The 24,800-nt window shown below is 74.3% G+C and carries 22 protein-coding genes; 16 read left to right on the top strand and 6 right to left on the bottom strand.

Annotated features, from left to right (window positions below; translation table 11 throughout):
* Positions 1–61: 61 nt before the first annotated feature.
* Positions 62–583: an adenine phosphoribosyltransferase gene (locus KVS67_RS02620; RefSeq protein ID WP_217564738.1), complete on the bottom strand. Its 522-nt coding sequence runs from the start codon at positions 581–583 to the stop codon at positions 62–64.
* Between the two features lie 100 nt (positions 584–683).
* Here KVS67_RS02620 and KVS67_RS02625 point away from each other — a divergent pair, with 100 nt between their 5' ends.
* The 8 genes from KVS67_RS02625 to KVS67_RS02660 all read left to right on the top strand — a co-directional run bounded on the left by KVS67_RS02625 (position 684) and on the right by KVS67_RS02660 (position 10,433).
* Complete coding sequence (locus tag KVS67_RS02625) at positions 684–2,219, top strand: peptide MFS transporter (RefSeq protein WP_082836651.1); 1,536 nt, start codon at positions 684–686, stop codon at positions 2,217–2,219.
* Between the two features lie 85 nt (positions 2,220–2,304).
* A complete protein-coding gene (gene gcvH, locus KVS67_RS02630; RefSeq protein WP_002854607.1) occupies positions 2,305–2,691 on the top strand; it encodes a glycine cleavage system protein GcvH in 387 nt (128 codons plus the stop codon).
* 101 nt (positions 2,692–2,792) lie between these two features.
* On the top strand, positions 2,793–3,218 hold the full coding sequence (locus KVS67_RS02635; RefSeq protein WP_002854606.1) for an FHA domain-containing protein: 426 nt from the start codon (positions 2,793–2,795) through the stop codon (positions 3,216–3,218).
* A 12-nt stretch (positions 3,219–3,230) separates the two neighbouring features.
* On the top strand, positions 3,231–3,974 hold the full coding sequence (locus KVS67_RS02640; protein ID WP_063189747.1) for a MerR family transcriptional regulator: 744 nt from the start codon (positions 3,231–3,233) through the stop codon (positions 3,972–3,974).
* On the top strand, positions 3,967–4,482 hold the full coding sequence (locus KVS67_RS02645; RefSeq protein WP_063189745.1) for a bifunctional nuclease family protein: 516 nt from the start codon (positions 3,967–3,969) through the stop codon (positions 4,480–4,482). Before KVS67_RS02640 ends, KVS67_RS02645 begins: the two co-directional genes overlap by 8 nt.
* 211 nt (positions 4,483–4,693) lie before the next feature.
* Entirely contained in the window at positions 4,694–5,257 is a 564-nt protein-coding gene (locus KVS67_RS02650; protein WP_036384587.1) for a MerR family transcriptional regulator, read from the top strand.
* Positions 5,258–5,368: 111 nt separating this feature from the next.
* Positions 5,369–8,887: a pyruvate carboxylase gene (locus KVS67_RS02655; protein ID WP_063189743.1), complete on the top strand. Its 3,519-nt coding sequence runs from the start codon at positions 5,369–5,371 to the stop codon at positions 8,885–8,887.
* An 82-nt stretch (positions 8,888–8,969) separates the two neighbouring features.
* Positions 8,970–10,433, top strand: a complete 1,464-nt coding sequence (locus tag KVS67_RS02660; protein WP_036316674.1) for a mycothione reductase — start codon at positions 8,970–8,972, stop codon at positions 10,431–10,433.
* 61 nt (positions 10,434–10,494) lie between these two features.
* Here the strand turns inward: KVS67_RS02660 and KVS67_RS02665 are convergent, their stop codons facing one another.
* Together KVS67_RS02665 and KVS67_RS02670 are read right to left on the bottom strand one after the other, a co-directional pair.
* Positions 10,495–12,333 carry a long-chain fatty acid--CoA ligase gene (locus tag KVS67_RS02665; RefSeq protein WP_063189739.1) on the bottom strand — a complete coding sequence of 613 codons (1,839 nt, stop codon included), beginning with the start codon at positions 12,331–12,333 and terminating at the stop codon, positions 10,495–10,497.
* A 114-nt stretch (positions 12,334–12,447) separates the two neighbouring features.
* A complete protein-coding gene (locus tag KVS67_RS02670) occupies positions 12,448–13,218 on the bottom strand; it encodes a carboxylesterase (RefSeq protein WP_036316677.1) in 771 nt (256 codons plus the stop codon).
* Positions 13,219–13,286: 68 nt separating this feature from the next.
* On the opposite strand from KVS67_RS02670, the gene KVS67_RS02675 reads away from it, so the two are divergent.
* Both KVS67_RS02675 and KVS67_RS02680 read left to right on the top strand, forming a co-directional pair.
* On the top strand, positions 13,287–13,994 hold the full coding sequence (locus tag KVS67_RS02675) for a 1-acyl-sn-glycerol-3-phosphate acyltransferase (protein WP_036384573.1): 708 nt from the start codon (positions 13,287–13,289) through the stop codon (positions 13,992–13,994).
* A 71-nt stretch (positions 13,995–14,065) separates the two neighbouring features.
* Positions 14,066–15,478, top strand: coding sequence for a class II 3-deoxy-7-phosphoheptulonate synthase (locus KVS67_RS02680; RefSeq protein WP_036316682.1), 1,413 nt, complete (start codon positions 14,066–14,068; stop codon positions 15,476–15,478).
* Positions 15,479–15,502: 24 nt separating this feature from the next.
* On the opposite strand, the gene pknB is transcribed toward KVS67_RS02680, so the two are convergent.
* Positions 15,503–17,452, bottom strand: coding sequence for a Stk1 family PASTA domain-containing Ser/Thr kinase (pknB, locus tag KVS67_RS02685; RefSeq protein WP_208011606.1), 1,950 nt, complete (start codon positions 17,450–17,452; stop codon positions 15,503–15,505).
* Between the two features lie 54 nt (positions 17,453–17,506).
* Positions 17,507–18,679, bottom strand: a complete 1,173-nt coding sequence (locus KVS67_RS02690; protein ID WP_063189735.1) for a LysM peptidoglycan-binding domain-containing protein — start codon at positions 18,677–18,679, stop codon at positions 17,507–17,509.
* A gap of 210 nt (positions 18,680–18,889) precedes the next feature.
* On the opposite strand from KVS67_RS02690, the gene KVS67_RS02695 reads away from it, so the two are divergent.
* Positions 18,890–19,288: an Rv2175c family DNA-binding protein gene (locus tag KVS67_RS02695; RefSeq protein ID WP_044659490.1), complete on the top strand. Its 399-nt coding sequence runs from the start codon at positions 18,890–18,892 to the stop codon at positions 19,286–19,288.
* A 42-nt stretch (positions 19,289–19,330) separates the two neighbouring features.
* Here KVS67_RS02695 and KVS67_RS02700 read toward each other — a convergent pair whose 3' ends face one another.
* Positions 19,331–20,446 carry a polyprenyl synthetase family protein gene (locus KVS67_RS02700; protein WP_063189733.1) on the bottom strand — a complete coding sequence of 372 codons (1,116 nt, stop codon included), beginning with the start codon at positions 20,444–20,446 and terminating at the stop codon, positions 19,331–19,333.
* A 56-nt stretch (positions 20,447–20,502) separates the two neighbouring features.
* Here KVS67_RS02700 and dinB point away from each other — a divergent pair, with 56 nt between their 5' ends.
* The 5 genes from dinB to KVS67_RS02725 all read left to right on the top strand — a co-directional run bounded on the left by dinB (position 20,503) and on the right by KVS67_RS02725 (position 24,800).
* The gene (gene dinB, locus KVS67_RS02705; RefSeq protein ID WP_063189731.1) at positions 20,503–21,798 is read left to right on the top strand and encodes a DNA polymerase IV; all 1,296 of its coding nucleotides are present in this window, start codon (positions 20,503–20,505) and stop codon (positions 21,796–21,798) included.
* 133 nt (positions 21,799–21,931) lie between these two features.
* Positions 21,932–22,318 carry a DUF3040 domain-containing protein gene (locus KVS67_RS02710; RefSeq protein WP_012750919.1) on the top strand — a complete coding sequence of 129 codons (387 nt, stop codon included), beginning with the start codon at positions 21,932–21,934 and terminating at the stop codon, positions 22,316–22,318.
* A gap of 322 nt (positions 22,319–22,640) precedes the next feature.
* Complete coding sequence (gene mraZ, locus KVS67_RS02715; protein ID WP_002854575.1) at positions 22,641–23,072, top strand: division/cell wall cluster transcriptional repressor MraZ; 432 nt, start codon at positions 22,641–22,643, stop codon at positions 23,070–23,072.
* Between the two features lie 142 nt (positions 23,073–23,214).
* A complete protein-coding gene (gene rsmH / locus KVS67_RS02720; protein WP_036314148.1) occupies positions 23,215–24,210 on the top strand; it encodes a 16S rRNA (cytosine(1402)-N(4))-methyltransferase RsmH in 996 nt (331 codons plus the stop codon).
* A gap of 20 nt (positions 24,211–24,230) precedes the next feature.
* Complete coding sequence (locus KVS67_RS02725) at positions 24,231–24,800, top strand: hypothetical protein (RefSeq protein WP_230297511.1); 570 nt, start codon at positions 24,231–24,233, stop codon at positions 24,798–24,800.

Consider the following 24,800-nt stretch of genomic DNA (forward strand, 5'->3'; position numbering starts at 1 on the left):
CCCGCCGTACCCGGCGCGGAGCAGCCGGGTCCGCCACTCTCCGTGGGTCGGGCGGGGCGGTTCAGGCCGCGAACAGCACGTGCGTGTCCGGCACGACGGCCCGGCCGCCGAGGGCCGTGGGCTCCAGCAGGCAGGCCGCGCCCACCACCTCCGCACTCCGCGCCTCGATGAGCCGCCGGCCGGCGGCGGGGGGGCCGCCCGGGGCGGGGCCGTCGTCGGGCAGGAGCACCCGGGGCCCGGCCCCGCGGTCCCCGGAGACCTCGATGCTGGCGGTCCCGTACTCCAGCGTGTAGCCCGCACGGGCCGCGGGAGCCGGGAGGCGCCCGGCCTTGCGCAGCGGCACGAGGCCGGTGCCGGTCAGGACGGCGGCCGCCCCGGCGAGCAGGAACCCGCGGGCCTCGAGGCCGGCCACGAGGTCGAAGCGTCCCTCGAACGGCGCCACCAGGGCCTCAACACACGCCCTCAGGGCGCGGGCGTCGGCGAGCAGGGGCGTGATGTCCTGGAAGGCCACGCCCGGGCTGGGATGGTCGGGGACCACACGGATGAGCGAGCGGGCACGGGCGATCTCGGAGGTGACGGACACGGCCTCCACTCTAGGACGGACGCCGCCCGGGCCGCGGATGTGATCGGCGTCATCGGGCGGGGAGTTTGCTCTGGCTCCCTCAGGGGAGGACAGTAGATCGGTGGAAAATCCCCAGAATCCTCTCGCGGGCCGCGTGCCCGACGTCGAGCCGTCCGCCCGCGTGGCGGCGTCGACGGCCACCCGTCCCGACGACGCCACCCCCGACTGGCGCGGCCGCCCGTTCCTCGGCCAGCCCGGCCCGCTGGCGAACCTGTTCTCCGTGGAGCTGTGGGAGCGCTTCTCCTTCTACGGCATGCAGGCGATGCTCGTGTACTACATGTCCTGGACCGCCGCGGAGGGCGGCCTCGGGATCGACCCGGCCGTGGCCACGGGCATCGTCGGCGCCTACGGCGGCATGGTGTACGTGTTCTGCATCCTCGGCGGCTGGGTCGCCGACCGCCTGCTCGGTTCCGAGCGCACCATGTTCGTCAGCGCCGTCGGGATCATGTTGGGCCACATCGCGCTGGCCCTCGTCCCGGGCGTCCCGGGCCTGACCCTGGGCCTCGTGCTCGTCGCCGTCGGTTCGGGCGGCCTCAAGGCCAACGCCACGAACCTCGTCGGCTCCCTGTACTCCCGCGAGGACCCCAAGCGCGATGCCGGCTTCTCCATCTTCTACATGGGCGTGAACATCGGCGCCCTCTTCGGCCCGCTGCTCACCGGCCTGGCACGCGACACGATGGGCTTCCACGTGGGCTTCGGCCTCGCCGCCGCCGGCATGGCCATCGGCCTGGCGCAGTACGCCCTGACCCGCAAGAACCTGCCCACGGACGTGCACCGGGTCCCGGATCCGCTGCCGCGGTCGCAGTACGGCCGCTGGGGCCTGATCGGCCTGGGGATGGTCGCCGTCGTCGTGGCCCTGTTCCTCACGGACGTCATCACCCTGGGCAACCTCTCCGACGCCGTCGTCGTGCTCGCCGCCGTCGCGGCCATCGCGATCTTCGCGGTCCTGCTGACCTCGACGAAGGTCTCGGAGGAGGAGCGCTCGCGCGTGAAGGCGTTCATCCCGCTGTTCATCGGCACGTCCGTGTTCTTCGCCCTCTTCCAGCAGCAGTTCACCGTGATCGCGCTGTACTCCGAGCACCGCCTCGACCGGAACCTGTTCGGCTGGCTCATGCCCATGGAGTGGGTCAACTCCATCAACCCGATCTTCATCATCGTGTTCGCCCCGGTGTTCGCCGCGCTGTGGACCAAGCTGGGCACCCGCCAGCCCGCCACCCCGGTGAAGTTCGGCATCGGCATCGTCCTGATCGGCATCGCCTTCCTGCTGTTCATCCCGGTGGCCGACGTCGCCGCCGTGCCGCTGCTGTGGTTGACGCTGATCCTCTTCGTCTGCACCATGGGCGAGCTGCTCGTCTCCCCGGTGGGCCTCTCCCTGGCCACCAAGGTCGCCCCGCGCAGCTTCCCGGTGATGATGGTGTCGCTGTACAACCTGTCCGTCGCCCTGGGCACGGCCCTGGCCGGCTCCCTGGCCGGCTCCTACTCGGAGCAGAACGAGGTGGGCTACTTCGGCACGATCGGTGCGGTCACCCTCGGCGTGGGCCTGATCGTGCTGGCCATCGCCAAGCCGGTGCGTCGCGGCATGCGCGGCGTGCTCTGAGCACGCCAGTGGCGCGAATCACGCGCCGCTCGGTAGTCTGCGAGACGACGTCATCCCTCCCGACCACACAAAGGACGCGCACTCCATGAGCTCCATCCCCGAAGGCCTGAAGTACTCCGCCGAGCACGAGTGGATCGCCGAGGCCGGTGCCGCCGGCACGGTCCGCGTGGGCATCACCGACTTCGCCCAGGATGCGCTGGGTGACGTCGTGTACGTGGACCTGCCGGAGGTCGGCACCGAGGTCACCGCGGGCACCGCGGTGGGCGAGGTCGAGTCCACGAAGTCCGTCTCGGACATCTACGCCCCGGTCTCCGGCACCGTGGCCGCCGTCAACGACGAGCTCGACGGCGAGCCCGGCCTGGTCAACTCCGCCCCCTACGAGGGCGGCTGGCTGTTCGAGATCACCCTCGCGGACGAGGCCCAGCTCGAGGGCCTCATGGACGCCGAGGGCTACGCCTCGCACACCAGCTGAGCCCCGTCCGCCGTCGCCCCGCCGCCGGCCGGCGGGGCGACGGCGTCCCCTTCGTCTCTCCCTCCGGCGCCGCGGCGCCGGCCCCCGCACAGGAGCACCCCATGAACCAGCCCGGACGTGAACCGGACCTGTCCACCTCCGCCATCAACCTCACCGAGCTGGCGCCGCTGGTCTCGGCGGACCTCACCCGTGAGGAGTCGGACGCGATCCGCGCCCTCCCGGCCGGTTCCGCGCTGCTGCTCGCCCACGAGGGCCCGGACCAGTCGGCCCGCTTCCTGCTGGACGAGGACGTGGTCTCCGTGGGGCGCCACCCGGACGCGGACATCTTCCTCGACGACGTCACCGTCTCCCGTCGTCACGCGGAGTTCCGGGCCGAGGACGGCGGCCACCGGCTCGTGGACCTGAACTCCCTCAACGGCACCTTCGTGAACCACGACCGCGTGGACGAGATCCTGCTGCGCTCCGGGATGCACGTGCAGATCGGCAAGTACCGGCTCACGTACTACGCCGGGCCGGCGCGGGGCTGAGCCGTCATCCCCGTGACCGATCCGCGCCCGCGACCCGACGCCGTCCCCGCCGCCCGCCCTGCGGGCCGGCTGGGCATCGGCGAGGTCGTGGCCGCCCTCGAAGCCGAATTCCCCGGCGTCACCGCGTCCAAGGTGCGCTTCCTGGAGGACCGCGGCCTCGTCCTGCCCGAGCGGACTCCCGCCGGCTACCGGCGCTTCCGGCCCGGGGACGTGGACCGGCTCCGGTTCGTCCTCGCCCTGCAGCGCGACCACTTCCTGCCGCTCAAGGTCATCGCCGACCACCTGGCCGCGCTGGACCGCGGCGAACGCCCCACCGGCCTGCCCGGAACCGCGGCGGTCCCGGCGTCCTCGGACGCGGAGCGGCTCGGCCGCGAGGTCGCCGGGGGTCGCCGGTCGTGGACCCGCGCCGAGCTCGCCGCCGAATCCGGTGCGGGCGAGGAGCTGCTGGCCGAGCTGGATCAGTACTCGCTCCTGCCCGTCGATCCCGACGGCGGCTACCCGAGCCACGCGATGGACGTGGCCCGGGCCGCCGTCGTGCTCGCGGGCCACGGCCTGGAGCCCCGGCACCTCCGCCCGCTGCGGGCCGCGGCCGACCGCGAACTGGGCCTGGTGGAGCGCGCCGTCGCCCCGCTGCAGGCCCGCCGCGACGCCGGCACCCGCCCCCGCGTGGCCCGCTCGGCACGGGAGATCGCGCAGGCCAGCCTGCGGCTGCATGCGGCCCTCGTGGCCGAGGGGCTGGAGCAGTGGGATGACTGAGCCGCGCCCCGTGCCCGCCGACGACGTCGGCGACGTGCCGCTCTCCGTGCTCGGCGTGCGCGTCGAGCTGCCCGAGCAGCACCACGTGATCCTGCTGGTGGATCCGCCCGGCCGCACGATGGTCCCCCTGTGGGTGGGTGCGCCCGAGGCCGCCGCCGCCGCGCTCGCGCTCGAGGGCGTCCGCGCGCCCCGGCCCCTCACCCATGAGCTGCTCCTGGCCGCCGTCGGCGCCCTGGGCGCCGAGGTCGTGCGGGTGCGGCTCACCGAGGTCCGGGACGAGGTCGTGCACGCCGAGCTCGTGCTCTCCACGGGCGCCCGGGTCGACGCCCGCGCGTCGGACGCCGTCGTGGTCGCCCTGCGCGCCGACGCCCCCGTGCTCGGCAGCCCCGCCGTGCTCGCGGACGCCGGCATGCCGGCGCGGACGGGGGAGGAGGACGCCGGCCAGGAGCGCGCCGTCGAGGACTTCCGCGACTTCCTGGACACGGTGCGCCCCGAGGACTTCGCCTGAGCGGAGCCGGCGCGACACGGCGCGGCCGCGCCGCCAGCTTCGTTGACCGCCCCCGGACCCGCGCGTACCTTCGAGGGGAAGAGGGCCCCGCCACCCGGGGCGCCTCCGTCGTCCTCCCCACGGTCACCGGGGAGCGCCGCCACGGTCACCGGCGGCACATGACGGTCGCGTCCCCTTCCCGCACCGGGGGCCCCGCACCAGGAGGTTCCCCGTGACACCCACTGCAGGTCCTGGCCGGCCCCCCGCGCTCGGCACCCAGGGCACGCTCTTCGACGAGGGCGCGACCCGGGGCGACGACGTCGGCTTCCGCGGTCCCACCGCGTGCAAGGCCGCCGGCATCACCTATCGCCAGCTCGACTACTGGGCCCGCACGGACCTCGTGGTCCCCACGGTCCGCAGCGCCTCCGGCTCCGGCTCCCAGCGGCTCTACTCGTTCCGCGACATCCTCGTCCTCAAGGTGGTCAAGCGCCTCCTGGACACCGGCGTCTCGCTCCAGCAGATCCGCACCGCCGTGGGCCACCTGCGCGAGCGGGGTGTCGAGGACCTGGCGCAGATCACCCTGATGAGCGACGGCGCCTCGGTGTACGAGTGCACCTCGGCGGACGAGGTCGTGGACCTCGTCCAGGGCGGCCAGGGCGTCTTCGGGATCGCCGTCGGCCGCGTGTGGCGCGAGGTCGAGGGCAGCCTCGCCGAGCTGCCCCGCGAGAGCGTGGTCGGCGCCCCCGAGCCGGGGGACGAGCTGGCCGGGCGGCGTCGGGCCCGCCGCTCCGCCTGACCCTCCACCCCGGGGCGCCCCGGAGGGCCGAGTCAGTCATCTTTCGTCTCGCAGCGGTGACTGTGCGCGACATGAGGCGGAACTCCGGCGCGGTGTGACACACTCCCAACCATGACCGCACCTGTCGAGAACTTCACCCCTCCAGAGGACGCGGCCGGGTCGACCGGAGCCGGCGCCGTCTTCTCCAAGGTCTTGGTGGCCAACCGCGGCGAGATCGCCGTCCGCGCCTTCCGCGCCTGCTACGAGCTGGGCGCCCGCACCGTCGCCGTCTTCCCCTACGAGGACCGCAATTCGATCCACCGCCAGAAGGCGGACGAGGCCTACCGCATCGGCGACGAGGGCCACCCCGTGCGCGCCTACCTCGACGTGGACGAGATCATCCGCGTGGCCAAGGACGCCGGGGCCGACGCGATCTACCCGGGCTACGGCTTCCTGTCGGAGAACGCCGGCCTGGCCCGCGCCGCGGCCGAGAACGGGATCACCTTCGTCGGCCCGCCCGCCGACGTCCTCGAGCTGACCGGCAACAAGGTCGAGGCCCTGCGCGCGGCCAAGCGCGCGGGCATCCCCACCCTGGCCTCCTCGGACCCGAGCGCCGACGTCGAGTGGCTCCTGGAGCAGGCCGAGGAGATCGGCTTCCCCATCTTCGTCAAGGCCGTCGCCGGCGGCGGCGGCCGCGGCATGCGCCGCGTCGAGCGCCGCGAGGACCTGCGCGGCTCCCTCGAGGCCGCGATGCGCGAGGCGGACACCGCCTTCGGCGACCCCACCGTGTTCCTCGAGCAGGCCGTCCTGCGGCCGCGGCACATCGAGGTGCAGATCCTCGCCGACGGCGAGGGCAACGTCGTGCACCTCTTCGAGCGGGACTGCTCGCTCCAGCGCCGCCACCAGAAGGTCATCGAGATGGCCCCGGCCCCGAACCTGGACGAGGAGATCCGGCAGGCCCTGCACCGGGACGCCGTCGCCTTCGCCAAGGAGATGGGGTACGTCAACGCGGGCACCGTCGAGTTCCTCGTGGACACGGCGGGCGAGCGTGCGGGCCAGCACGTGTTCATCGAGATGAACCCCCGCATCCAGGTGGAGCACACCGTGACCGAGGAGGTCACGGACGTCGACCTGGTGGGCGCGCAGCTGCGCATCGCCGCCGGCGCCACCCTGCCCGAGCTGGGCATCACCCAGGACGCCCTCCAGGTCCGCGGCTTCGCCATCCAGTGCCGCATCACCACCGAGGACCCGGCCAACGGCTTCCGCCCGGACACCGGCACCATCACCGCCTACCGCTCGGCCGGCGGCTCCGGTGTGCGCCTCGACGGCGGCACCATCTACGCCGGTGCGGAGATCAGCCCCCACTTCGACTCCATGCTGGTCAAGCTCACCTGCCGCGGACGCGACTACGCCACGGCGGTGCGCCGCGTGCGCCGCGCCCTGGCAGAGTTCCGCGTGCGCGGCGTGGCCACCAACATCCCGTTCCTGATGAACGTGATGGACGACCCGCAGTTCCTCAGCGGCGACGTCGCCACGGACTTCATCGACAAGCACCCCGAGCTGGCCACGGTGAACCGCTCCCAGGACCGCGGATCCAAGGCCCTGCAGTATCTCGTGGACGTCACCGTCAACCAGCCGCACGGCCCGCGCGTCGAGGGCATCGACCCTCGCGACCGCCTCCCCGAGCACCCGGGCGACAAGCACCAGGAGCCGGACCGCTCGCCCTTCGACGGCCCGAGCCGGAACGAGGACGCGGTGCCCCCGCGCGGCTGGCGTCAGGTGCTGCTGGAGCAGGGCCCCGAGGGCTTCGCCCGCACCCTGCGCGAGCAGACCGCGCTGGCCGTCACGGACACCACGTTCCGCGACGCCCACCAGTCCCTGCTGGCCACCCGCGTCCGCACGCGCGACCTGCTGGCCGCCGCCCCCGCCGTCGCGCACACCCTGCCGGGGCTGCTCTCGGTGGAGGCCTGGGGCGGGGCGACGTACGACGTCGCGCTGCGCTTCCTCCACGAGGACCCGTGGCAGCGCCTCGAGCTGCTGCGCGCGGAGCTGCCGAACATCCCGATCCAGATGCTGCTGCGCGGCCGCAACACGGTGGGCTACACGCCGTACCCCACCGAGGTGACGGACGCGTTCGTGGCCGAGGCCGCGGCGTCCGGCGTCGACGTGTTCCGCATCTTCGATGCGCTCAACGACGTCGAGCAGATCACCCCGGCCATCGAGGCGGTGCGTGCCACGGGCACCGCCGTGGCCGAGGCGGCCCTGTGCTACACGGGCAACATGACGGATCCCCAGGAGACGCTCTACACGCTCGACTACTACCTGGGCCTCGCCCGCCGGATGGTCGACGCCGGCGCCCACGTCCTGGCGATCAAGGACATGGCGGGCCTGCTGCGGCCCGCCGCGGCGCGCGAGCTGGTCACCGCCCTGCGCGCCGAGTTCGACCTGCCCGTGCACCTGCACACGCACGACACCGCCGGCGGTCAGCTGGCCACCCTGCTCGCAGCGGCGGAGGCCGGCGTGGACGCCGTCGACGCGGCCACCGCGTCCATGGCGGGCACCACCAGCCAGGTGCCGCTGTCCGCCCTGGTGGCGGCGCTCGAGCACACGGAGCGGGACACCGGTCTCGGCCTCGAGGCCGCCACCGCGATGGAGCCCTACTGGGAGTCCGTCCGCTCGGCGTACGCGCCCTTCGAGGCGGGGCTGCCCGCCCCGACCGGCCGCGTGTACCACCACGAGATCCCGGGCGGCCAGCTGTCCAACCTGCGCACGCAGGCGATCGCGCTCGGCCTGGGGGAGCGGTTCGAGGCCATCGAGTCGATGTACGCCGCGGCCGACGACCTGCTCGGCCACCTCGTCAAGGTCACCCCGTCCTCCAAGGTGGTGGGCGATCTGGCGCTGCAGCTGGTCGGCTCCGGCGTGGACCCGAAGGAGTTCGCGGAGCGTCCGCAGGAGTTCGACATCCCGGACTCCGTGATCGGCTTCCTGCGCGGCGAGCTCGGCGACCCGCCCGGCGGCTGGCCGGAGCCCTTCCGGACCAAGGCCCTCCAGGGTCGCCGCGAGGGCGCGGGCATGGTGGAGATCTCCGCGGAGGACTCGAGCGCCCTCGGCGAGGCCGGACAGACCCGCCGCGGGGTGCTGAACCGCCTGCTCTTCCCCGGCCCCACGAAGGAGTTCGAGGCGCACCGCGAGGAGTTCGGGGACACCGTCACCCTGCACACCCGCGACTTCCTCTACGGCCTCGTCCCCGGGCGCGAGCACGTCATCTCGCTCGGACGCGGTGTGCGGCTGCTCGCCACCCTCATGTCCGTCTCCGAGCCGGACGAGAAGGGCATGCGCACCGTGATGGTCACCCTGAACGGCCAGCTGCGCCAGATGACCGTCCGCGACCGCTCGATCGAGTCCACCGTGCGGACCGCGGAGAAGGCGGACCCCGGCACCCCCGGCCACGTCGCCGCCCCGTTCGCGGGCTCGGTCACCGTCCAGGTGGCCGAGGGCGACGCCGTCGAGGTCGGCCAGGCGGTGGCCACGATCGAGGCGATGAAGATGGAGGCCGCGATCACGGCCCAGGTCGCGGGCACCGTGCGCCGCGTGGTCACGGAGGGCATCACGCCCGTCAACGGCGGAGACCTGCTGCTCGTGATCGAGTGAGCCCCGCGTGAGCCCGCCGCCGGCGGGCCGCCCCACGGGCCCGGACGCCACCGCGTCCGGGCCCGTGCCTATCCTGGGAGGCATGGCCACCACTGCGGAACACCACGACCTGCTCATCATCGGATCCGGATCGGGGAACTCCCTGGTCAGCGAACACTGGAAGGGCCGGAGCGTCGTGATCGCCGACTCCGGCCCGTTCGGCGGCACCTGCCTGAACGTCGGCTGCATCCCCACCAAGATGTACGCCTACCCGGCCAGCCTGGCGGCGCTGCCGCCCGAGGCCCGGAGCCTCGGGGTGGGGCTGGAGTTCACGGGCGCCGACTTCCCGGCCATCCGGGACCGCATCTTCACGCGCATCGACGGCATCAGCCGGGACGGGCTGCGCCACCGCCGGGATGATCTGGACTACACGAGCGTGATCCAGGAGGAGGTGCGCTTCGTCGGTCCCCGCCGCGTGCGCACCGCCTCGGGTCGGGAGATCACGGCGGACCAGGTCGTGGTCGCCGCGGGGTCGCGGCCCACCCTCCCGGAGATCCCGGGCCTGGACCTGCCGTCGGTGCACACCTCGGACACCGTCATGCGACTGGATCGGCTGCCGCGGCGGCTGCTCGTGGTGGGCGGCGGGTTCATCGCCTGCGAGTTCGCGTCCGTCTTCGCCGGGCTGGGCACCGAGGTCGTCCAGGTCAACCGCGGCCACCGGCTGCTCAAGCAGCACGACATGTCCGTGTCCACGACGTTCACGAAGATCGCGGCCCGGCGGTGGGACCTGCGCACGGGGTGGACCCCGGCCGGGATCGAACCGGTCGAGGACGCCGAGCGGGCCGCGGACGGCTGGGTCCGGGTGCGCCTGGATCGCGCGGAGGGCCAGGAGCAGACCGGCATCGTGGAGGAGGCCATCGAGGCGGACGCGGTGCTGATCGCGGTCGGCCGGACGCCGAACACGGACCGCCTCGACCCCGCCGCCGCGGGACTGGACGTCACCGACGACGGCATCCTGGCCAGCGACGAGCACCAGCGCGCACTCTCCGACGGCGCGCCGGTGGAGGGGGTCTACGTGCTCGGGGACGTCGCCAACACGTGGCAGCTCAAGCACGTGGCCAACCACGAGGCCCGCGTCGTCGCGCACAACCTGGAGCATCCGGACGACCTCCGCGCCAACACGCTCGGCCCCGTGCCGGCGGCCGTGTTCACCCACCCGCAGGCGGCCTCCGTCGGGCTCACGGTGGAGCAGGCGCTCGCCGACTACGGCGCGGACGCGATCACGGTGAAGACCCAGCCCTTCGGGGACGTCGCCTACGGCTGGGCCATGGAGGACACCGAGGGTGTGTGCACCGTCGTCGCGGAGAAGGCCACCGGACGGATCCTGGGCGGGCACATCCTGGGGCACGAGGCCGCGAACCTCATCCAGCCGCTCGTGACCGGCATGGCGTTCGGCATCGACGCCCACCGGCTCGCGCGGGGCCAGTACTGGCCCCACCCGGCCCTCACCGAGGTCGTCGAGAACGCGCTGCTGGGCCTGGACGTGCCGGACTCCGGTCTGCTCTGACCGGACCCGCGGGGACGACGACGCCCGGCCGCGGGGGCCGGGCGCCGTCGTCGAGGGGCGTTCAGTTCTGCGGGGCGGGCTCCCCGTAGATGTCCGCGATCTGCGCGGCGAAGTCCTTCATGATCGCCGACCGGCGCATCTTCAGGGACGGGGTCACATGGCCCTCCTCCAGGGAGAAGTCGCGGTCGAGGATGCGGAACTCCCGGATCCCCTCGGCGCGCGAGACCAGGCTGTTGGCCTTGTCCACGGCCTCCTGGATGTGACGGCGCACCGCGTCCTCGCGTGCGGCCGCAGCGACGTCGAGGTCCTTCGGCAGCCCGTTCGCGGCGAGCCACGCGGGCAGGGTGTCGGTGTCGAGGGTGACGATCGCCGCGATGAAGGGCTTGCCGTCGCCGACCACCATCACCTGGGAGACGAGCGCGTCGCTGCGGATCGCGTCCTCGAGCATCGCCGGTGCCACGTTCTTGCCGCCGGCCGTCACCAGCAGCTCCTTCTTGCGGCCGGTGATCGTGAGGAAGCCGTCGTCGTCCAGGGCCCCGAGGTCGCCGGTGCGGAACCAGCCGTCTTCGAAGGCCTCCTCGTTCGCCTCCGGCCGGTTGTGGTAGCCGCGCATCAGCGACGTGCCGCGCGTGAGGATCTCGCCGTCCTCGGCGATCCGCACCTGGTTGCCGCCGAGGGGGTGTCCGACCGTGCCGATCTTCAGCCGGTCCGGCCGGCCCACGGTGATGGGGGCCGTCGTCTCGGTGAGGCCGTAGCCCTCGAGGATGGTCACGCCCACGCCGCGGAAGAAGTGCGCCAGGTCGGTGGAGAGGGGGCCGCCGCCGGAGACCGCGTACGCGAGCCGGCCGCCCATGGCCGTCCGGATCCGGCGGTAGACCAGCGCGGAGTAGAACGCGCGCTGCAGCCGCAGGGGCGCCGTCATCCGGCCCGAGTCCAGCGCCCGGGACCAGCGGATCGCCACGTCCGCGCCACGGCGGAAGATCTTCTCCTTGCCGCCGCTCTGCGCGTTGAGCAGCGCCGCGTTGTAGATCTTCTCGAACACGCGCGGCACGGCCAGCACGAAGCTCGGCTGGAAGGTCTGCAACGAGACCGAGAGCCGCTTGATGTCCGAGACGTGCCCGCAGCGTGTGCCCGCGGCGACGGTGAGCACCGAGACGAAGCGCGCGAACACGTGCGCCAGGGGGATGAACAGCACGGTGGAGGTGTCCTGGCGCACGACGTCGCCGAGCGAGGACAACAGGGTCTGGTTGACGAGCTCCGCGAAGTTCTCATGCGTGAGCTCGCAGCCCTTGGGCCGGCCCGTGGTGCCGGACGTGTAGATGATGGTCGCCAGGTCGGCCAGGCCGGCGGAGGACCGGCGCGTCTCGAGCTCCTCATCGGTGACGTCCGCGCCCAGGGCGACGAGCGCCTCGAGGCCGGAGCCGGGGGCGCCGTCGGCCGGGTCCATCGTCCACAGGCCGATCAGCTCCGGCAGGCCCTCGCGCTGCACCGCGTCCCGCACCGTCTTGGCGAGGTCCTCGTTCCCGGTCACGACGGCGCGCACGTCCGAGTCCTCGATGATCCAGGACACCTGGCTGACGGAGGAGGTCTCGTACACGGGCACGGTGACCGCGCCGGCATACCAGATGGCGAAGTCGACCAGTGTCCACTCCAGGCGGGTGGAGGCCAGGAGACCGACCGTCTCCCCGGGCTGGATCCCGGCGGCGATGAGCCCCTTGGCCAGGGCCCGCACGCGTTCGCGGGCGTCCCGGGCGGAGACGTCCGTCCACTGGTCCTGCGCGTCGGGCACCGCGAAGAGGCCGTGGTCGGGACGCTCCGTGGCCTGGCGTTCCAGGAAGTCCGTGATGTTCGCCTCCGGGGACAGGCGGGGGTGGTGGTACGGCTCGCTGATCTCGTGCATGGGACTCCTCGGGCGTCGGGTCGGTCCCGCCGACCGATGGTCGGCGGAACGGAAGTATGTGTGAGTCGTGTCACGCACACTCTACAACCGGCAGCGGCAGGGTCCGGGCGCGACTCAGTGCGTCGTCATGGCGGCGACCGCGCTCCGGCCGTGGTCGATCAGCAGCGGCAGGTCGTAGTCGAGCGTGGCGACGTGGCGGCTGCGGGGCAGTCCCACCACCTCCACGGGGGCCTGGCGCAGGCCCCGCACCAGGGTCCGGTGGCTCGAGGCGGGCACGACGGCGTCGCGGGCGGACCGGTAGACCGTCACGGGAGCGGTGATCCGCGGCAGGGCGCGGCGGGCGGCCCGCTGGATGCGGCCGAGGGCGGCGACGCCGGCCACCGGCGTGCGGGGGTAGGCGCGCTCGCGCGCCGTCGGGTCCGCGATGTCGTCCGCGATCGGGGCGACCGTGGGGACGAACGGGGCCAGCAGCGGGGCGAAGGGGGCGAGCGGGCTGGCGAAGCGCAGCGCGGGGTTCACCACGAGCACCCCGGCCACGGGTCGGTGGGCGGCGGCGTCGAGCGCGAGGGCGCCGCCCATCGAGATGCCCGCCATGACCACGCGGCCGTGTCGGGCGAGCTCGAGGTCCACGACGGCCCGGACGGCGGCGCGGATCTCGTCCGCACCGGTGGCGGCGAGGTCCTCCCACCGGGTGCCGTGCCCCGGCAGCAGGGGCACGCTCACGGGGGAGCCGCCTGCCGCGAGCCCCTCGGCCCAGGCGCGGACGGAGGCCGGAGTCGAGGTGAACCCGTGCAGGAGCACGACGCAGTGGTCGCGCCGGGCGGGAGCGGCGGGCATGAGGCGCAGGGGGAGGTCTTCGGGGGCGACGGCGACGGGGCGGGGCATGGTGCCAGGGTAAGGCAGGCGGACCATACGATGGGCAGGCACCCGACCGCCCCGACCGGAAGGCCCTCGTGTCCACGTTCTACTGGTCCGCCAAGACGTTCGCCGTGGCTCCGGCCACCCGCCTGCTGTTCCGCCCCTGGGTGAAGGGCCTCGGGAACGTGCCGGCCGAGGGCCCGGCGATCCTGGCCAGCAACCACCTGTCCGTCTCGGACTCGGTGTTCATGCCGGCCATGCTCGACCGCCAGGTGCACTTCCTGGCCAAGCGTGAGTACTTCACCGGCCCGGGCGTGAAGGGCTGGGTCACCCGCCGGTTCTTCGAGGCGGCGAACCAGCTGCCCATGGACCGCTCCGGCGGAGAGGCGTCCCTGCGCTCGCTGGACGCGGGCCTCGAGGCGCTGCGGGAGGGCCGGCTGCTCGGGATCTACCCGGAGGGCACCCGCAGCCCGGACGGGCGGCTGCACCGCGGCAAGATCGGCGTGGCCAAGCTCGCGCTGGCCTCGGGCGCGCCCGTGGTGCCCATCGCGATGATCGGCACGGACCAGGTCCAGCCGATCGGCCATGTGCTGCCGCGGATCCGGCGCCTGGGCATGATCTTCGGTGAGCCGCTGGACTTCTCCGACCGTGCCGAGGCCGTCGGCGACCCCCGGGTGCTGCGGGAGGTGACGGACGAGATCATGGAGGCCATCCGGCGCCTGTCGGGCCAGGAGTACGTGGACACCTACGCGGCGGACGTGAAGGCGGGCCGTACGGCCGCTCCGCCACGCGCCCGCGACTGAGCGGGGCCCGCGCGTCGTCATCCGGGGACGCTCAGACCGGGGCGCGGCACGCGGCCCCTAGCCTGGTGCACATGACTGAAGACCCCCGCGAGAAGATCCTGGCCTTCGGCACCGCCATCTCGGAGGGCGCCGCCGACATCCCCGGCCTGGACCACTGGCGCTCGCTGCCGATCGCACAGGCGCCGTCCTGGGCGGACGAGGCCGATCACCGCGCCGCCGTCGCCGAGCTGAGCGCCCTGCCCCCGCTCGTCTTCGCGGGCGAGGTCGACCTGCTGCGCGCCCGTCTGGCCGACGTCGCCCAGGGCCGCGCGTTCCTCCTGCAGGGCGGCGACTGCGCCGAGACGTTCGCCGGGTCCACCGCCAACCGGATCAGCGCCCGGGTGAAGACCATCCTGCAGATGGCCGCGGTGCTGACCTACGGCGCCTCCATGCCGGTCGTGAAGATGGGCCGGATCGCCGGCCAGTTCGCCAAGCCGCGGTCCTCGGACACGGAGACCCGCGACGGCGTCACGCTGCCCAGCTTCCGCGGCGAGATCGTGAACGGCTACGAGTTCACCGAGCAGGCACGCCGGCACGACGCCCGACGGATGGTGCAGGCGTACCACACCTCCGCCTCCACCCTGAACCTGGTCCGCGCCTTCACCCAGGGCGGCTTCGCCGATCTGCGCAGCGTGCACCAGTGGAACCAGGGCTTCATGGCCAACCCGGCCTACGCCCAGTACGAGGAGATGGCCGCCGAGATCGACCGCGCGGTCCGCTTCATGAACGCCGCGGGCGTGGACTTCGAGGCCATGCGCCGCACCGAGTTCTACTCGGCCCACGAGGCGCTCCTGCTCGACTACGAACGTGCCCTGACCCGCGTGGACTCACGCAGCGGCGACCCCTACGCCACGAGCGCCCACTTCCTGTGGATCGGCGAGCGCACCCGCCAGGTGGACGGCGCCCACGTCGACTTCCTCTCCCGGGTCCGCAACCCGATCGGCGTGAAGCTCGGCCCGACCACCACGGTCGCGGACGCGCTCGAGCTCGCCGAGCGGCTGGACCCGGAGCGCGAGCCGGGCCGCCTGACCTTCATCACCCGCATGGGTGCGGAGCGGATCCGGGACGTGCTGCCCGGCATCGTCGAGGGCGTCCGCGACGCGGGGCTGGAGCCGGTGTGGGTCACCGACCCCATGCACGGCAACACCGTGACCGCGGCCAACGGCTACAAGACCCGCCGGTTCGAGGACGTGATGGACGAGGTCAGCGGCTTCTTCGAGGTGCACCGCGAGCTCGGCACGCACCCGGGCGGCATGCACGTCGAGCTGACCGGCGACGACGTCGCCGAGTGCCTGGGCGGCTCCGACCCGATCAACGAGGCCGACTTCGACGCCCGCTACGAGACGCTGTGCGACCCGCGGCTGAACCACCAGCAGTCCCTGGAGATGGCGTTCAAGGTCACCGAGGCCCTCTCGCACCCCGAGCGCCGCGCGCCGCGGGCCTGACCGCGCGGCCGGGCACGCCCCGGCTCAGCCGACCCAGACGTGGACCGCGGTGCCCTCCGGCAGCGCGGTCCCGGCGGCGGGGGACTGGTGCAGGACCCGGGACTCGCCCCGGGCGGAGAGCGGCAGCGGCAGGCGATGCACGCGGGCGTCCCAGCCCTCGTCCGCCAGCGTCGTGTGCGCCGTCTCCGGATCCTGCCCGGTCATGTCCGGCACCGGGCGCACGGCGCGGCCCTCGGAGAGCACCACGCGGACCGCGGTGCCCGGCGTCGCCTGCTCGCCGGGGGCCGGGTGCTGCTCGATCACGGCCCCGGCCGGCACTGCGGGATCGGTGCGGCGCTCCGCGACCTCCACGGTGAATCGGGCGTCCCGGGCCACGCCGTGGGCCTGCCGGATCACGACGCCGGTCAGGTCGGGCACCGGCACCGGCGCGGGGCCGGCGGAGACGGTGAGCTCGACGGGGGCGCCGCGCCCCGCCGGCTCCCCGGCCGCGGGTGAGCTGGCGACGACCGTGCCCTCCGTGCGGAGTTCGTCATGCCGGGCCGTGACCGCCGCGGTGAAGCCCGCGGCGGTCAGCCGTTCCTCCGCCGCCTCCCGGGCCAGCCCGTCGAGGTCGGGGACCACCGCCACACCACCGACTCCGAGGCCGCCGGAGCCCAGCGTCCAGCCCAGCAGCAGGGCGACGCCGGTGAGCAGCAGGGTCACGGCCGCGCCGATCGCCGCGGCCCGGCCGGTGCCCTGGCCGAGGTCGAGGGCGGGGCGGCGGGCCGCCCGACGCAGCCGCCGCCGGGAGCCGCGCCCCGGATGCCGGTCCGCCGGAGCGGGGTCGAGCCCGAGCGGGCCGATCGGCTCCGCCGGGCGCGCGGCGGGCCGCGGGTCGCCCCCGTGCGTCGCCACACGGGTGTCGATGACGTCGGTCATGTCCTCGTCGAGGTCGGACTCGGCCAGGGCGGGGAGCACGCGCGTCGCGTGGTGGTCGCCGGCGTCGAGGGCCCGGGTCTCCAGGTTCCCGTCCGGGGCCGCATCCTCGAGGCCATCGGCGGCGGGGCCGGCCGGGGCCGGGTCCGCGCCCGGGCCCTCGGCGGGCTGCGCGGCGGGGCGGCGGTCCGGTGCGTCGGGGTCCAGGCCCGCCGCCACGGCCTCGATGCGGTGCAGGAGCTCGCCGGCACCGGCGGGCCGGTCGGCCGGGTCCGGCTCGGTGCACCACAGCACGAGGTCGTCGAGGTCCTCGGGGAGCCCGGGGTGCAGCGTGGACGGCACGGGGACCCGCTCGTGGACGTGCCGGTAGGCGACCTGCAGCGCGGTCGCCGCGGTGTACGGCTGGCGGCCCGTGAGCAGCTCGAACAGGATGATGCCCACGGCGTACACGTCGGAACGGGCGTCGGCGGGCGCCCCGGCGATGTGCTCGGGGGCGAGATAGGCGGGTGTGCCCACGACGGCCTGCCCGGCCATGGTGTGGGCCGTGGCGGCGCGGGACAGGCCGAAGTCCGCGACCGTCACCCGGCCGTCGTCGCGGACGAGCACGTTCTCGGGCTTCACGTCCCGGTGCACCAGTCCGGCGCCGTGCGCGGCGGCCAGGCCGTCGACGAGCGGACGCAGGAATCGCAGCGCCTCCCGGGGCGAGAGCGGTGCACGGTCCCGGATGACGGTGCGCAGCGTGCGGCCGGGCACGTGCTCCATCACGAGGTAGGCCAGCACGTCGCCGTCCTCGGCCTCGGTGTGGCCCTGGTCCAGGACCGCGACGACGTGCGGATGGGACAGCCGCGCCGTCGTCTTGGCCTCCTGCTCGAACCGGCCGACGAGGACGGGGTCCTCCGCCAGGTGCGGGTGCATGACCTTGAGCGCCACCTGGCGGTCGAGACGCTCGTCCACGGCCAGGTAGACGGTGGACATGCCGCCCCGGGCCAGCCGCTCGACGACCCGGTAGCGGCCGTCGACGATGCCCCCCACGAGGGGGTCGCGGCGTGCGCTGCTCATCGTCCCAGGGTAGGACAGGCGGCGGACCCCTCGGGGCGGTCCGCCGCCGGCGGATCAGAACATCGCCATCGCGGCGCGCACCTTGGCCACGTAGTCCCGTGCCTCCGGGTTCAGGCCGCTGTCCAGCACCCCGCCGAGGCCCTGGTAGTAGGCCCCGATGCCCTCATCGAGGGTGGGGGTGCGGTCCTGCACGTACTTGATGAACGCGACGCCGGCCACCGCGTTGTCGTGGGGGTCCAGCAGGTTCAGCTCGCGGCCCACCAGCTCCGAGGCGAACTCGCCCGTGATCGGGATGACCTGCATCGCCCCCACGGCGTTGCCGGGGGAGACCGAGGCCATGCGGAAGCGGGACTCGGTGTACGCGTGGCCCAGGGCCAGGCGAGGGTCCACGCCCATCCGCTCGGCGGTCTCGCGGACGATCTGCTGCATCTGCTCGGGGGTGGGCTGCGGGACGGAGCGCAGCAGGCGCAGGTTCTCGTTCGCCGAGGCCGTCACGTGCGGCGCGTAGGTGCGCCCGAGGAAGGTGTCGCCGACCGCCTGGACGGCCGAGACCGGCTCCACCTCGAGGGTGCCGTCGGAGATCACGAGCACGTCGCCGGGGTGCAGCGTCGAGGCCCGCGTCAGGCCGTTGAGCTCGCGCAGACGGGGGATGGAGACCTCGAACCGCTGGGAGATCCCCCAGAGGGAGTCGCCGGAGACCACGGTGTACCGGACCGTCCCGCCGGCCGCCGTCGGGGTCGTCGACGCCGGCGCGGTGGCGGGGGTCGTGGTCGGGGCGGGCGACGCGGGGGCCTTCGGTGCGGCGGCCGTGCGCTGCGTGGTCAGGACCATGCCCGGGTGGAGCATGCTCGACGCGCTCATGCCGTTGAGCCGCTGCAGCTGCGCGGCGGAGACGCCGGTGCGGCGGGCGATGACCCACCACCCGTCGTTCGGCTGCACCGTGTAGGTCCCCGCGGCCGGGGCCGGGGCCGCCGCGCCGGTCAGGCGGAGCTCGTCACCCGGGTAGAGCACGGTCTCCAGGCCCAGGCCGTTGAACCGCAGCAGGTCGGCGACGGAGACGCCGCGGGCGGCCGAGATCCGGGTGAGGGAGTCGCCCGGGCGCACGGTGTGCACCGCCGCCTCCTGGGCGTGGGCCTGGGCGGGCAGACCGGTGAGCAGCAGCAGGGGCACCGCGCCGCCGGTCAGGACGGAGCGCAGGCAGCGGGAGCGGACGGGGGTGTGGGGCACGGCAGACCTCGGCATCGGATCGGATGGATGGAACACGACGGGGAAGTGACGGGTGGGACCCGTGGCCCCCGCGGTCGACCGACGACGTCGGCGCCCGGCCATGGAGCCTCGGCGATGTTATCGGAATGTGATCTTCGTGACCATACTGAGATCCATGCCGTCCGGGGCGCGATGGGCCGGGCCCGTCGGCGGCCACGTAGGCTGGCGCCTGTGAGCACCACTTCCTCCGACACCCCGGTCCCCGCTGACGCGATCCCCGCCGAGCTCGACGCCCTCGTGGGCGAGTGGCTCTCCGTGCCCGACGTGGCGGAGCACCTCGACCAGCGCGTGACCCGCGTCCACAACCTCGTGCATGATCGCCGCCTGCTGGCCGTGCGTCGTCCCGAGCCCGCGGTGCGGTCCGTGCCGGCCCTGTTCCTCACCGAGACCGGCGTGCTCGACTCCCTGCAGGGCACGCTCGTGCTGCTGGCCGACGCCGGCTTCTCCGACGAGGAGGCCCTCCGTTGGCTGTTCACCGAGGACGAGTCGTTGCCCGGCCGGCCCATCGACGCACTCCGGGACGGCCGGAAGACCGAGATCCGGCGTCGCGCCCAGGCCCTGGCCTGGTGAGCCGGCCCCGCGGGCGGCCTTAGCCCGCGGGGTCCGTGCCGCTCAGTGGCGGCGCGACGTGTAGGCGTCGATCAGCTGCGTGAGCTCGGCGCTGACGTCCTCGGGGACGCCGTGCGCGAGCAGGCCCGCCACGGCCCCGGCCGCCTCGTGCGAGAGCGCCGCGACCCGCTCTTCGACGGCCCGGCGCGCGCCGCACGCCTCGAGGACGCCCTGCCAGTGGGCCACCCGGTCCGCACCGAGGTCCGGGTCGCCGAGGTCCGCGTCGAGCGCGGCGGCCTCGTCCGGGGCGAGCAGCTCGACGGCGCGGGCGATGAGCACGGTCTGCTTGCCCTCCCGCAGGTCGTCGCCCGCGGGCTTGCCCGTGGTCGCCGGGTCGCCGAACACGCCGAGCAGGTCGTCCCGGTACTGGAAGGCCATGCCGAACGGCAGCGACACCCGGGCGAACGCGGTCACCAGCCCGTCGTCCGCCCCCGCCAGCAGCCCCCCGAGGGCGAGCGGGTGCACCGCCGAATAGCGCGCCGACTTGTGCTCCACCACCGCCTCGGCGGCCGCCTCGGCCTCGCGGGCGTCGCGCGCCGCCGGGGCCATCTCGGCCACCACGTCGAGGTACTGACCCGCCATCACGCCGAAGCGCATCCGCTCGAGCTCGACCCGCGCCCGGTCCTCCCGGGGCGTGCCGGCGAGCACGCGCGCGAAGGCCGTCTCGCTCATCCCCAGCGCGACGTCGCCGGCGAGGATCGCGGCGGAGACGCCGAAGTGCTCCGCGGCGTGCCGCCAGCCCGCCTCCCGGTGGAGGGACTCGAAGCGGCGGTGCACGCTGGGCATCCCGCGGCGGGTGTCCGAGCGGTCCAGGATGTCGTCGTGGATCAGCGCCGCGGCCTGGAACAGCTCGAACGCCGCCCCCGCCTCGGCGATGCGGGGGTCCTCCGCCTCGCCACCGGCCGCCCGCCAGCCGAGCCAGGCCAGGACGGCGCGCAGGCGCTTGCCGCCCGCGGTCAGGTCCGCGATCGCGTCCACGAGGGGCGCGGTCAGCGGGTGGACGTCCCGGGCGAGGTCCCGGTGCTCCGCCAGCAGGCGGTCGAGGGCGTCGGCGACGGCGGCGCGGAAGCGGTCCTGGTCGGCGGGACGGGGGCGGGGGACGGCGACGTCGGCGGGCATGGCCCCACCCTAGCCGCGCCGCGCGACGGATCGCCGGTCCCGGATAGGCTCGGTCCATGTCCGAGACCGCGCCCGCTGCACCCCGCGATGAGGCGACGATCCTCCACGTGGACATGGACGCGTTCTTCCTGTCCGTCGAGCTGCGCGAACGGCCCGACCTCGAGGGGCGTCCCGCCGCCGTCGCCGCCCCGAGCGGCCGGTCCGTGGTGCTCTCCGCCTCGTACGCGGCGCGGGCCTACGGGGTCCGCTCGGCGATGCCCCTGGCGCACGCCCGCGCCCTGTGCCCGCCCCTCGTGGTCATCCCGCCGCGCCAGCAGCTCTACCGGGCCGTCTCCGCCGAGGTGATGGCCGTGCTCGCGGACGTGACCCCCGTGATGGAGCAGCTCAGCGTGGACGAGGCGTTCCTCGACGTCGCCGGCGCGCGCCGTCGGCTCGGCCCGCCCGAGCACATCGGCCACCTGATCCGGGAGCGCGTCCGCTCCGCGCTGGGGCTGCCGTGCACCGTGGGCGGCTCGGCCGTGAAGTTCGTGGCCAAGACGGCGTCCACCGCGGCCAAGCCCGACGGCCTGCTGATCGTGCCGCCGGAGCGCACCCTGGACTTCCTCCATCCGCTGCCCGTGGGCCGGCTGTGGGGCGTGGGCCCCAAGGCGGCCGAGCGGCTCGCCCGGCGGGGGGTGGCGACCATCGGCGACCTCGCCCGGGTGGACCCCGCGCGACTGGAGGCGTCGTTCGGGGCCGCCGGCCGGGAGTGGGCGTCGCTCGCCCGGGGCATCGACCCGCGTCCCGTCGCCCCGCGCCCGGCGGCCCGCAGCATCGGTGCGGACCACACCTTCGACGTCGACCCCGTCGACGTCGCGGGCGTCGACCCGGAGGTCCTGCGCCTGTGCCACCGGGTCGCGGCCCGGCTGCGTGCGGAGCAGGCCACCGCCGGCGCGGTCACAGTCCGCCTCAAGGCGCCGGACGGGTCGGTCCGCAGCCGCACCGCCCGCCTCGCCCGGCCGACCGCCACGGGCCACGACCTCCTCGGCCCGGCGCGGCGACTCGTCCGCGAGCTGCACGCCGAACGGCCGCATCCGGTCCGGCTCGTGGGCGTGCGCGCCGAGCGCCTCGGGGACGAGGCCGATCAGCCCCCGGCCCAGGAGGCGCTCTTCGGCGGTCCCGCCTGGGGGACGGAGGGCGAGGCGTCGGAGGCGGGCGACTGGGCCGGTGCCGAGGCCGCCCTGGACGCCGTCGCCCGGCGCTTCCCGACGGCGGCCGTGCGGCCGGCGTCGCTGCTGGGTCGCCGCGAGGCCCGCGCCGACGCCCGCCGGGACGCGCCGCGGCCGGGCCCCGGAGGCCCGGACCGGGAGTGAGGGGTTCCGGGGCCGGCGACGTCGCCACCTGGCTAGGGTGGGGCGGCAGGTCCTATCCTGGAGGGCAAGTCGGACGCGCGGGCGTCCCCTCCCGGTCCCGGAGGTGTCGGAGGCCGCGTTCGAAGGAGTCGCCATGCCCCTCTCAGAGCATGAGCAGCGGATGCTGGACCAGCTGGAGCAGCAGCTGCGCACCGAGGACCCCCGGCTGGCCACCCAGATGGCGGACACGGGGCGGCATCGGCTGCCCGTGGGTCGCGTCGTGGCCGGGGCCGTCCTCGCCGTGGTCGGGCTGCTCGTCGTGGTCCTCGGGGTCGCCAACCACGCGATCCTCCTGGGCGTGCTCGGCGTCGTCGTCATCGGGGCCGGCATCTTCCTGCTGACCACGCGGCCGCGCGCCGTCGCCTCCGGGGCCTCGGGCCCGGAGGCCCGCCGGTCGGGCGCACCGCGACGGCAGGGAGGCGGCGACTTCATGGGCCGCCTCGAGCGGCGCTGGGACGAGCGGCGCGCCGGAGGCGACTGAGCGCCTGGCCCGCCGGGCCCCCACTATCCTCCACTCCAGGCCCCGATCCGCTCCGGATCGGGGCCTTTCCGCTGCCCGAGGCTCCGTCGTCGCCGCGGCCCTCCACCGGGGCCCACCGGTCCTCCACGTCCCTCCACGGCGACGCCGGCCCCGGGACCCGCGGGATGGCGCGCCGGACTCGGGGGGCCTCGACACGCCCGTGGCGCCGGGACCCGCGTCCGGGGTTGATGGTGGAGGGAAGTGGGGTAATGTGGAGGGAAGGAGAGAGCATGGGTCCCGACCTTGGTCGGGAGGGACCGCTCGACGAGCCAGGGGGTCTGCCGTGTTCTTGGGCACGTACACCCCCCGGCTCGACGAGAAGTCCCGGCTGATCCTCCCCGCCAAGTTCCGCGAGGAGCTGGCGGAGGGGCTGGTCCTGACCCGGGGTCAGGAGCGCTGCATCTACGTGTTCAGCGCTCGTGAGTTCGAGCGGGTCCACGAGCAGATGAGGTCGGCTCCACTGTCCTCCCGCCAGGCCCGTGACTACATCCGCGTCTTCCTCTCGGGGGCGTCGGACGAGGTCCCGGACAAGCAGGGTCGGGTGACCGTGCCGGCGCCGCTGCGACAGTACGCGGGGCTGGACCGGGACGTGACCGTGATCGGCGCGGGGACGCGAGTGGAGATCTGGGACTCGGAGTCCTGGAACACCTACCTCGCCGAGCAGGAAGCCGCCTTCTCCGAGACCGACGAGGACGTCCTGCCCGGCGTCTTCTGACCATGACCACCCGACCTCGAGCGAGACCTCCAGCCGACGCCGCCGCACCTGACCCGTCTTCCCCTGGGCCAGGCGCGGCGGCGGACGGATGGGGATCCCGCCCGAGGTCCGCCAGGACCGCGATGTGAGCAGGAGGTCGAGAGTGGACGCAGGCCAGCCGCGCCCCGAGGACCGCCACCTGCCCGTGATGCGGGACCGCGTCGTCGACCTCCTCGCCCCCGCCGTCCAGGCCGCGCTCGAGGCCGGCCGTACGCCCGTCGCCGTCGACGGCACGCTGGGCATGGGCGGGCACACCGAGGCCCTGCTGACCCGGTTCCCCCACCTGCGCGTCATCGGCATCGACCGCGACGTCCACGCCCAGGCCATGGCCGTCGAGCGCCTCGGCCCCCTCGCCGAGCGCCTGATCCCCTTCCACGGCACCTACGACCGGGTGCCCGAGGCCATGGCCGCCGCGGGCGTCACGAAGGTCGACGCCGCGCTCTACGACCTCGGTGTGTCCTCCTACCAGCTGGACGACCGGGAGCGCGGCTTCGCCTACTCCTACGACGCTCCGCTGGACATGCGCATGGACGACACCGCCGAGCGCTCCGCCGCGACGCTCGTGGCGGAGCTGGACGAGCAGGAGCTGCGCCGCATCATCCGTCGCGACGGCGAGGAGCGCTTCGCCGGCCCCATCGCACGGGCCATCGTCCGGGCCCGCGACGAGGCCCCCATCGAGACCACCGGCCGCCTCGTCGAGGTGATCCGCTCGGCCGTCCCCGTCGCCGCGGGGGCAACCGGCGGGCACCCGGCCAAGCGCACCTTCCAGGCCCTGCGCATCGCCGTGAACGAGGAGCTCGACATCCTCGACGCCGCCGTGCCCGCCATCCTCGACGCCCTCCACGTGGGCGGGCGCCTCGTGGTGATGAGCTACCACTCCCTCGAAGACCGCATCACGAAGCGGCACCTGAGCGCGTGGGCCACGTCCACGGCGCCCCCGGGGTTCCCAGTGGTGCTGGAGGAGCACGAACCCGTGGTGCGGGTGCTCACCCGCGGCACCGAGAAGCCCACCGAAGAAGAAATCTCCGAGAACCGTCGCGCCTCCTCCGCGAGAGTGCGTGCGGTTGAGAAGATCAGGACGTCCAGGACCACGGCATGACGCTGCACGAGGAGATGAGCATGGCCGCACACGCACGGATCGCAGAGTCGCTGCGCCCCGGGTCGACCCCCGTCGCCCCTGCGCGGCCGACTCCGCAGGAGCGCACGCCGCTCTCGGTGGTGCCCGCCCCGCTGCCCCGATCCCGCTCCGGCGTGACCGTGCTGTGCGTCCTCGTGGTGCTCGCCGCGCTCGCGGCGGTGCTCGTCATGAACATCACGATGTCCAACCGGCAGTACGCCCTCCTGGACCTGCGCCAGGAGCAGCAGGCCGTCACCGAGACCAATGAGCGGCTGGCCGAACAGGTGGGCCACCTCGAGGCGCCGCAGAACCTGGCCGCGCGCGCCGACGCCCTCGGGATGGTCGCCCCCGCCGGCACCGCCTCCGTGGACGCGGGCACGGGCCAGTTCAGCGGCGAGGCCCAGGCGGCCCAGGACGGCGACATCTCCGCCACCTACGTCGCGCCGCCGGCGGACGCGGACGCGGTCCGCCAGGGGACGGCCGGCGACGGCCAGGACGAGATCGAGGGACCGCGCACCCTCGGCGGCGAGGACGCCTCCGCCGCCCCCGACCAGGACGCCGCCGACCGTTGA

This window comes from Micrococcus sp. GbtcB5, from assembly GCF_019091605.1.
Taxonomy (GTDB): Bacteria; Actinomycetota; Actinomycetes; order Actinomycetales; family Micrococcaceae; genus Micrococcus; species Micrococcus luteus.

Coding starts and splice junctions, on each gene's coding strand:
- gcvH (WP_002854607.1), top strand. CDS start 2,305: ATGAGCTCCATCCCCGAAGGCCTGAAGTACTCCGCCGAGCACGAGTGG.
- KVS67_RS02635 (WP_002854606.1), top strand. CDS start 2,793: ATGAACCAGCCCGGACGTGAACCGGACCTGTCCACCTCCGCCATCAAC.
- KVS67_RS02645 (WP_063189745.1), top strand. CDS start 3,967: ATGACTGAGCCGCGCCCCGTGCCCGCCGACGACGTCGGCGACGTGCCG.
- KVS67_RS02655 (WP_063189743.1), top strand. CDS start 5,369: ATGACCGCACCTGTCGAGAACTTCACCCCTCCAGAGGACGCGGCCGGG.
- KVS67_RS02660 (WP_036316674.1), top strand. CDS start 8,970: ATGGCCACCACTGCGGAACACCACGACCTGCTCATCATCGGATCCGGA.
- KVS67_RS02665 (WP_063189739.1), bottom strand. CDS start 12,333: ATGCACGAGATCAGCGAGCCGTACCACCACCCCCGCCTGTCCCCGGAG.
- KVS67_RS02670 (WP_036316677.1), bottom strand. CDS start 13,218: ATGCCCCGCCCCGTCGCCGTCGCCCCCGAAGACCTCCCCCTGCGCCTC.
- KVS67_RS02680 (WP_036316682.1), top strand. CDS start 14,066: ATGACTGAAGACCCCCGCGAGAAGATCCTGGCCTTCGGCACCGCCATC.
- pknB (WP_208011606.1), bottom strand. CDS start 17,452: ATGAGCAGCGCACGCCGCGACCCCCTCGTGGGGGGCATCGTCGACGGC.
- KVS67_RS02700 (WP_063189733.1), bottom strand. CDS start 20,446: ATGCCCGCCGACGTCGCCGTCCCCCGCCCCCGTCCCGCCGACCAGGAC.
- dinB (WP_063189731.1), top strand. CDS start 20,503: ATGTCCGAGACCGCGCCCGCTGCACCCCGCGATGAGGCGACGATCCTC.
- KVS67_RS02710 (WP_012750919.1), top strand. CDS start 21,932: ATGCCCCTCTCAGAGCATGAGCAGCGGATGCTGGACCAGCTGGAGCAG.
- KVS67_RS02725 (WP_230297511.1), top strand. CDS start 24,231: ATGGCCGCACACGCACGGATCGCAGAGTCGCTGCGCCCCGGGTCGACC.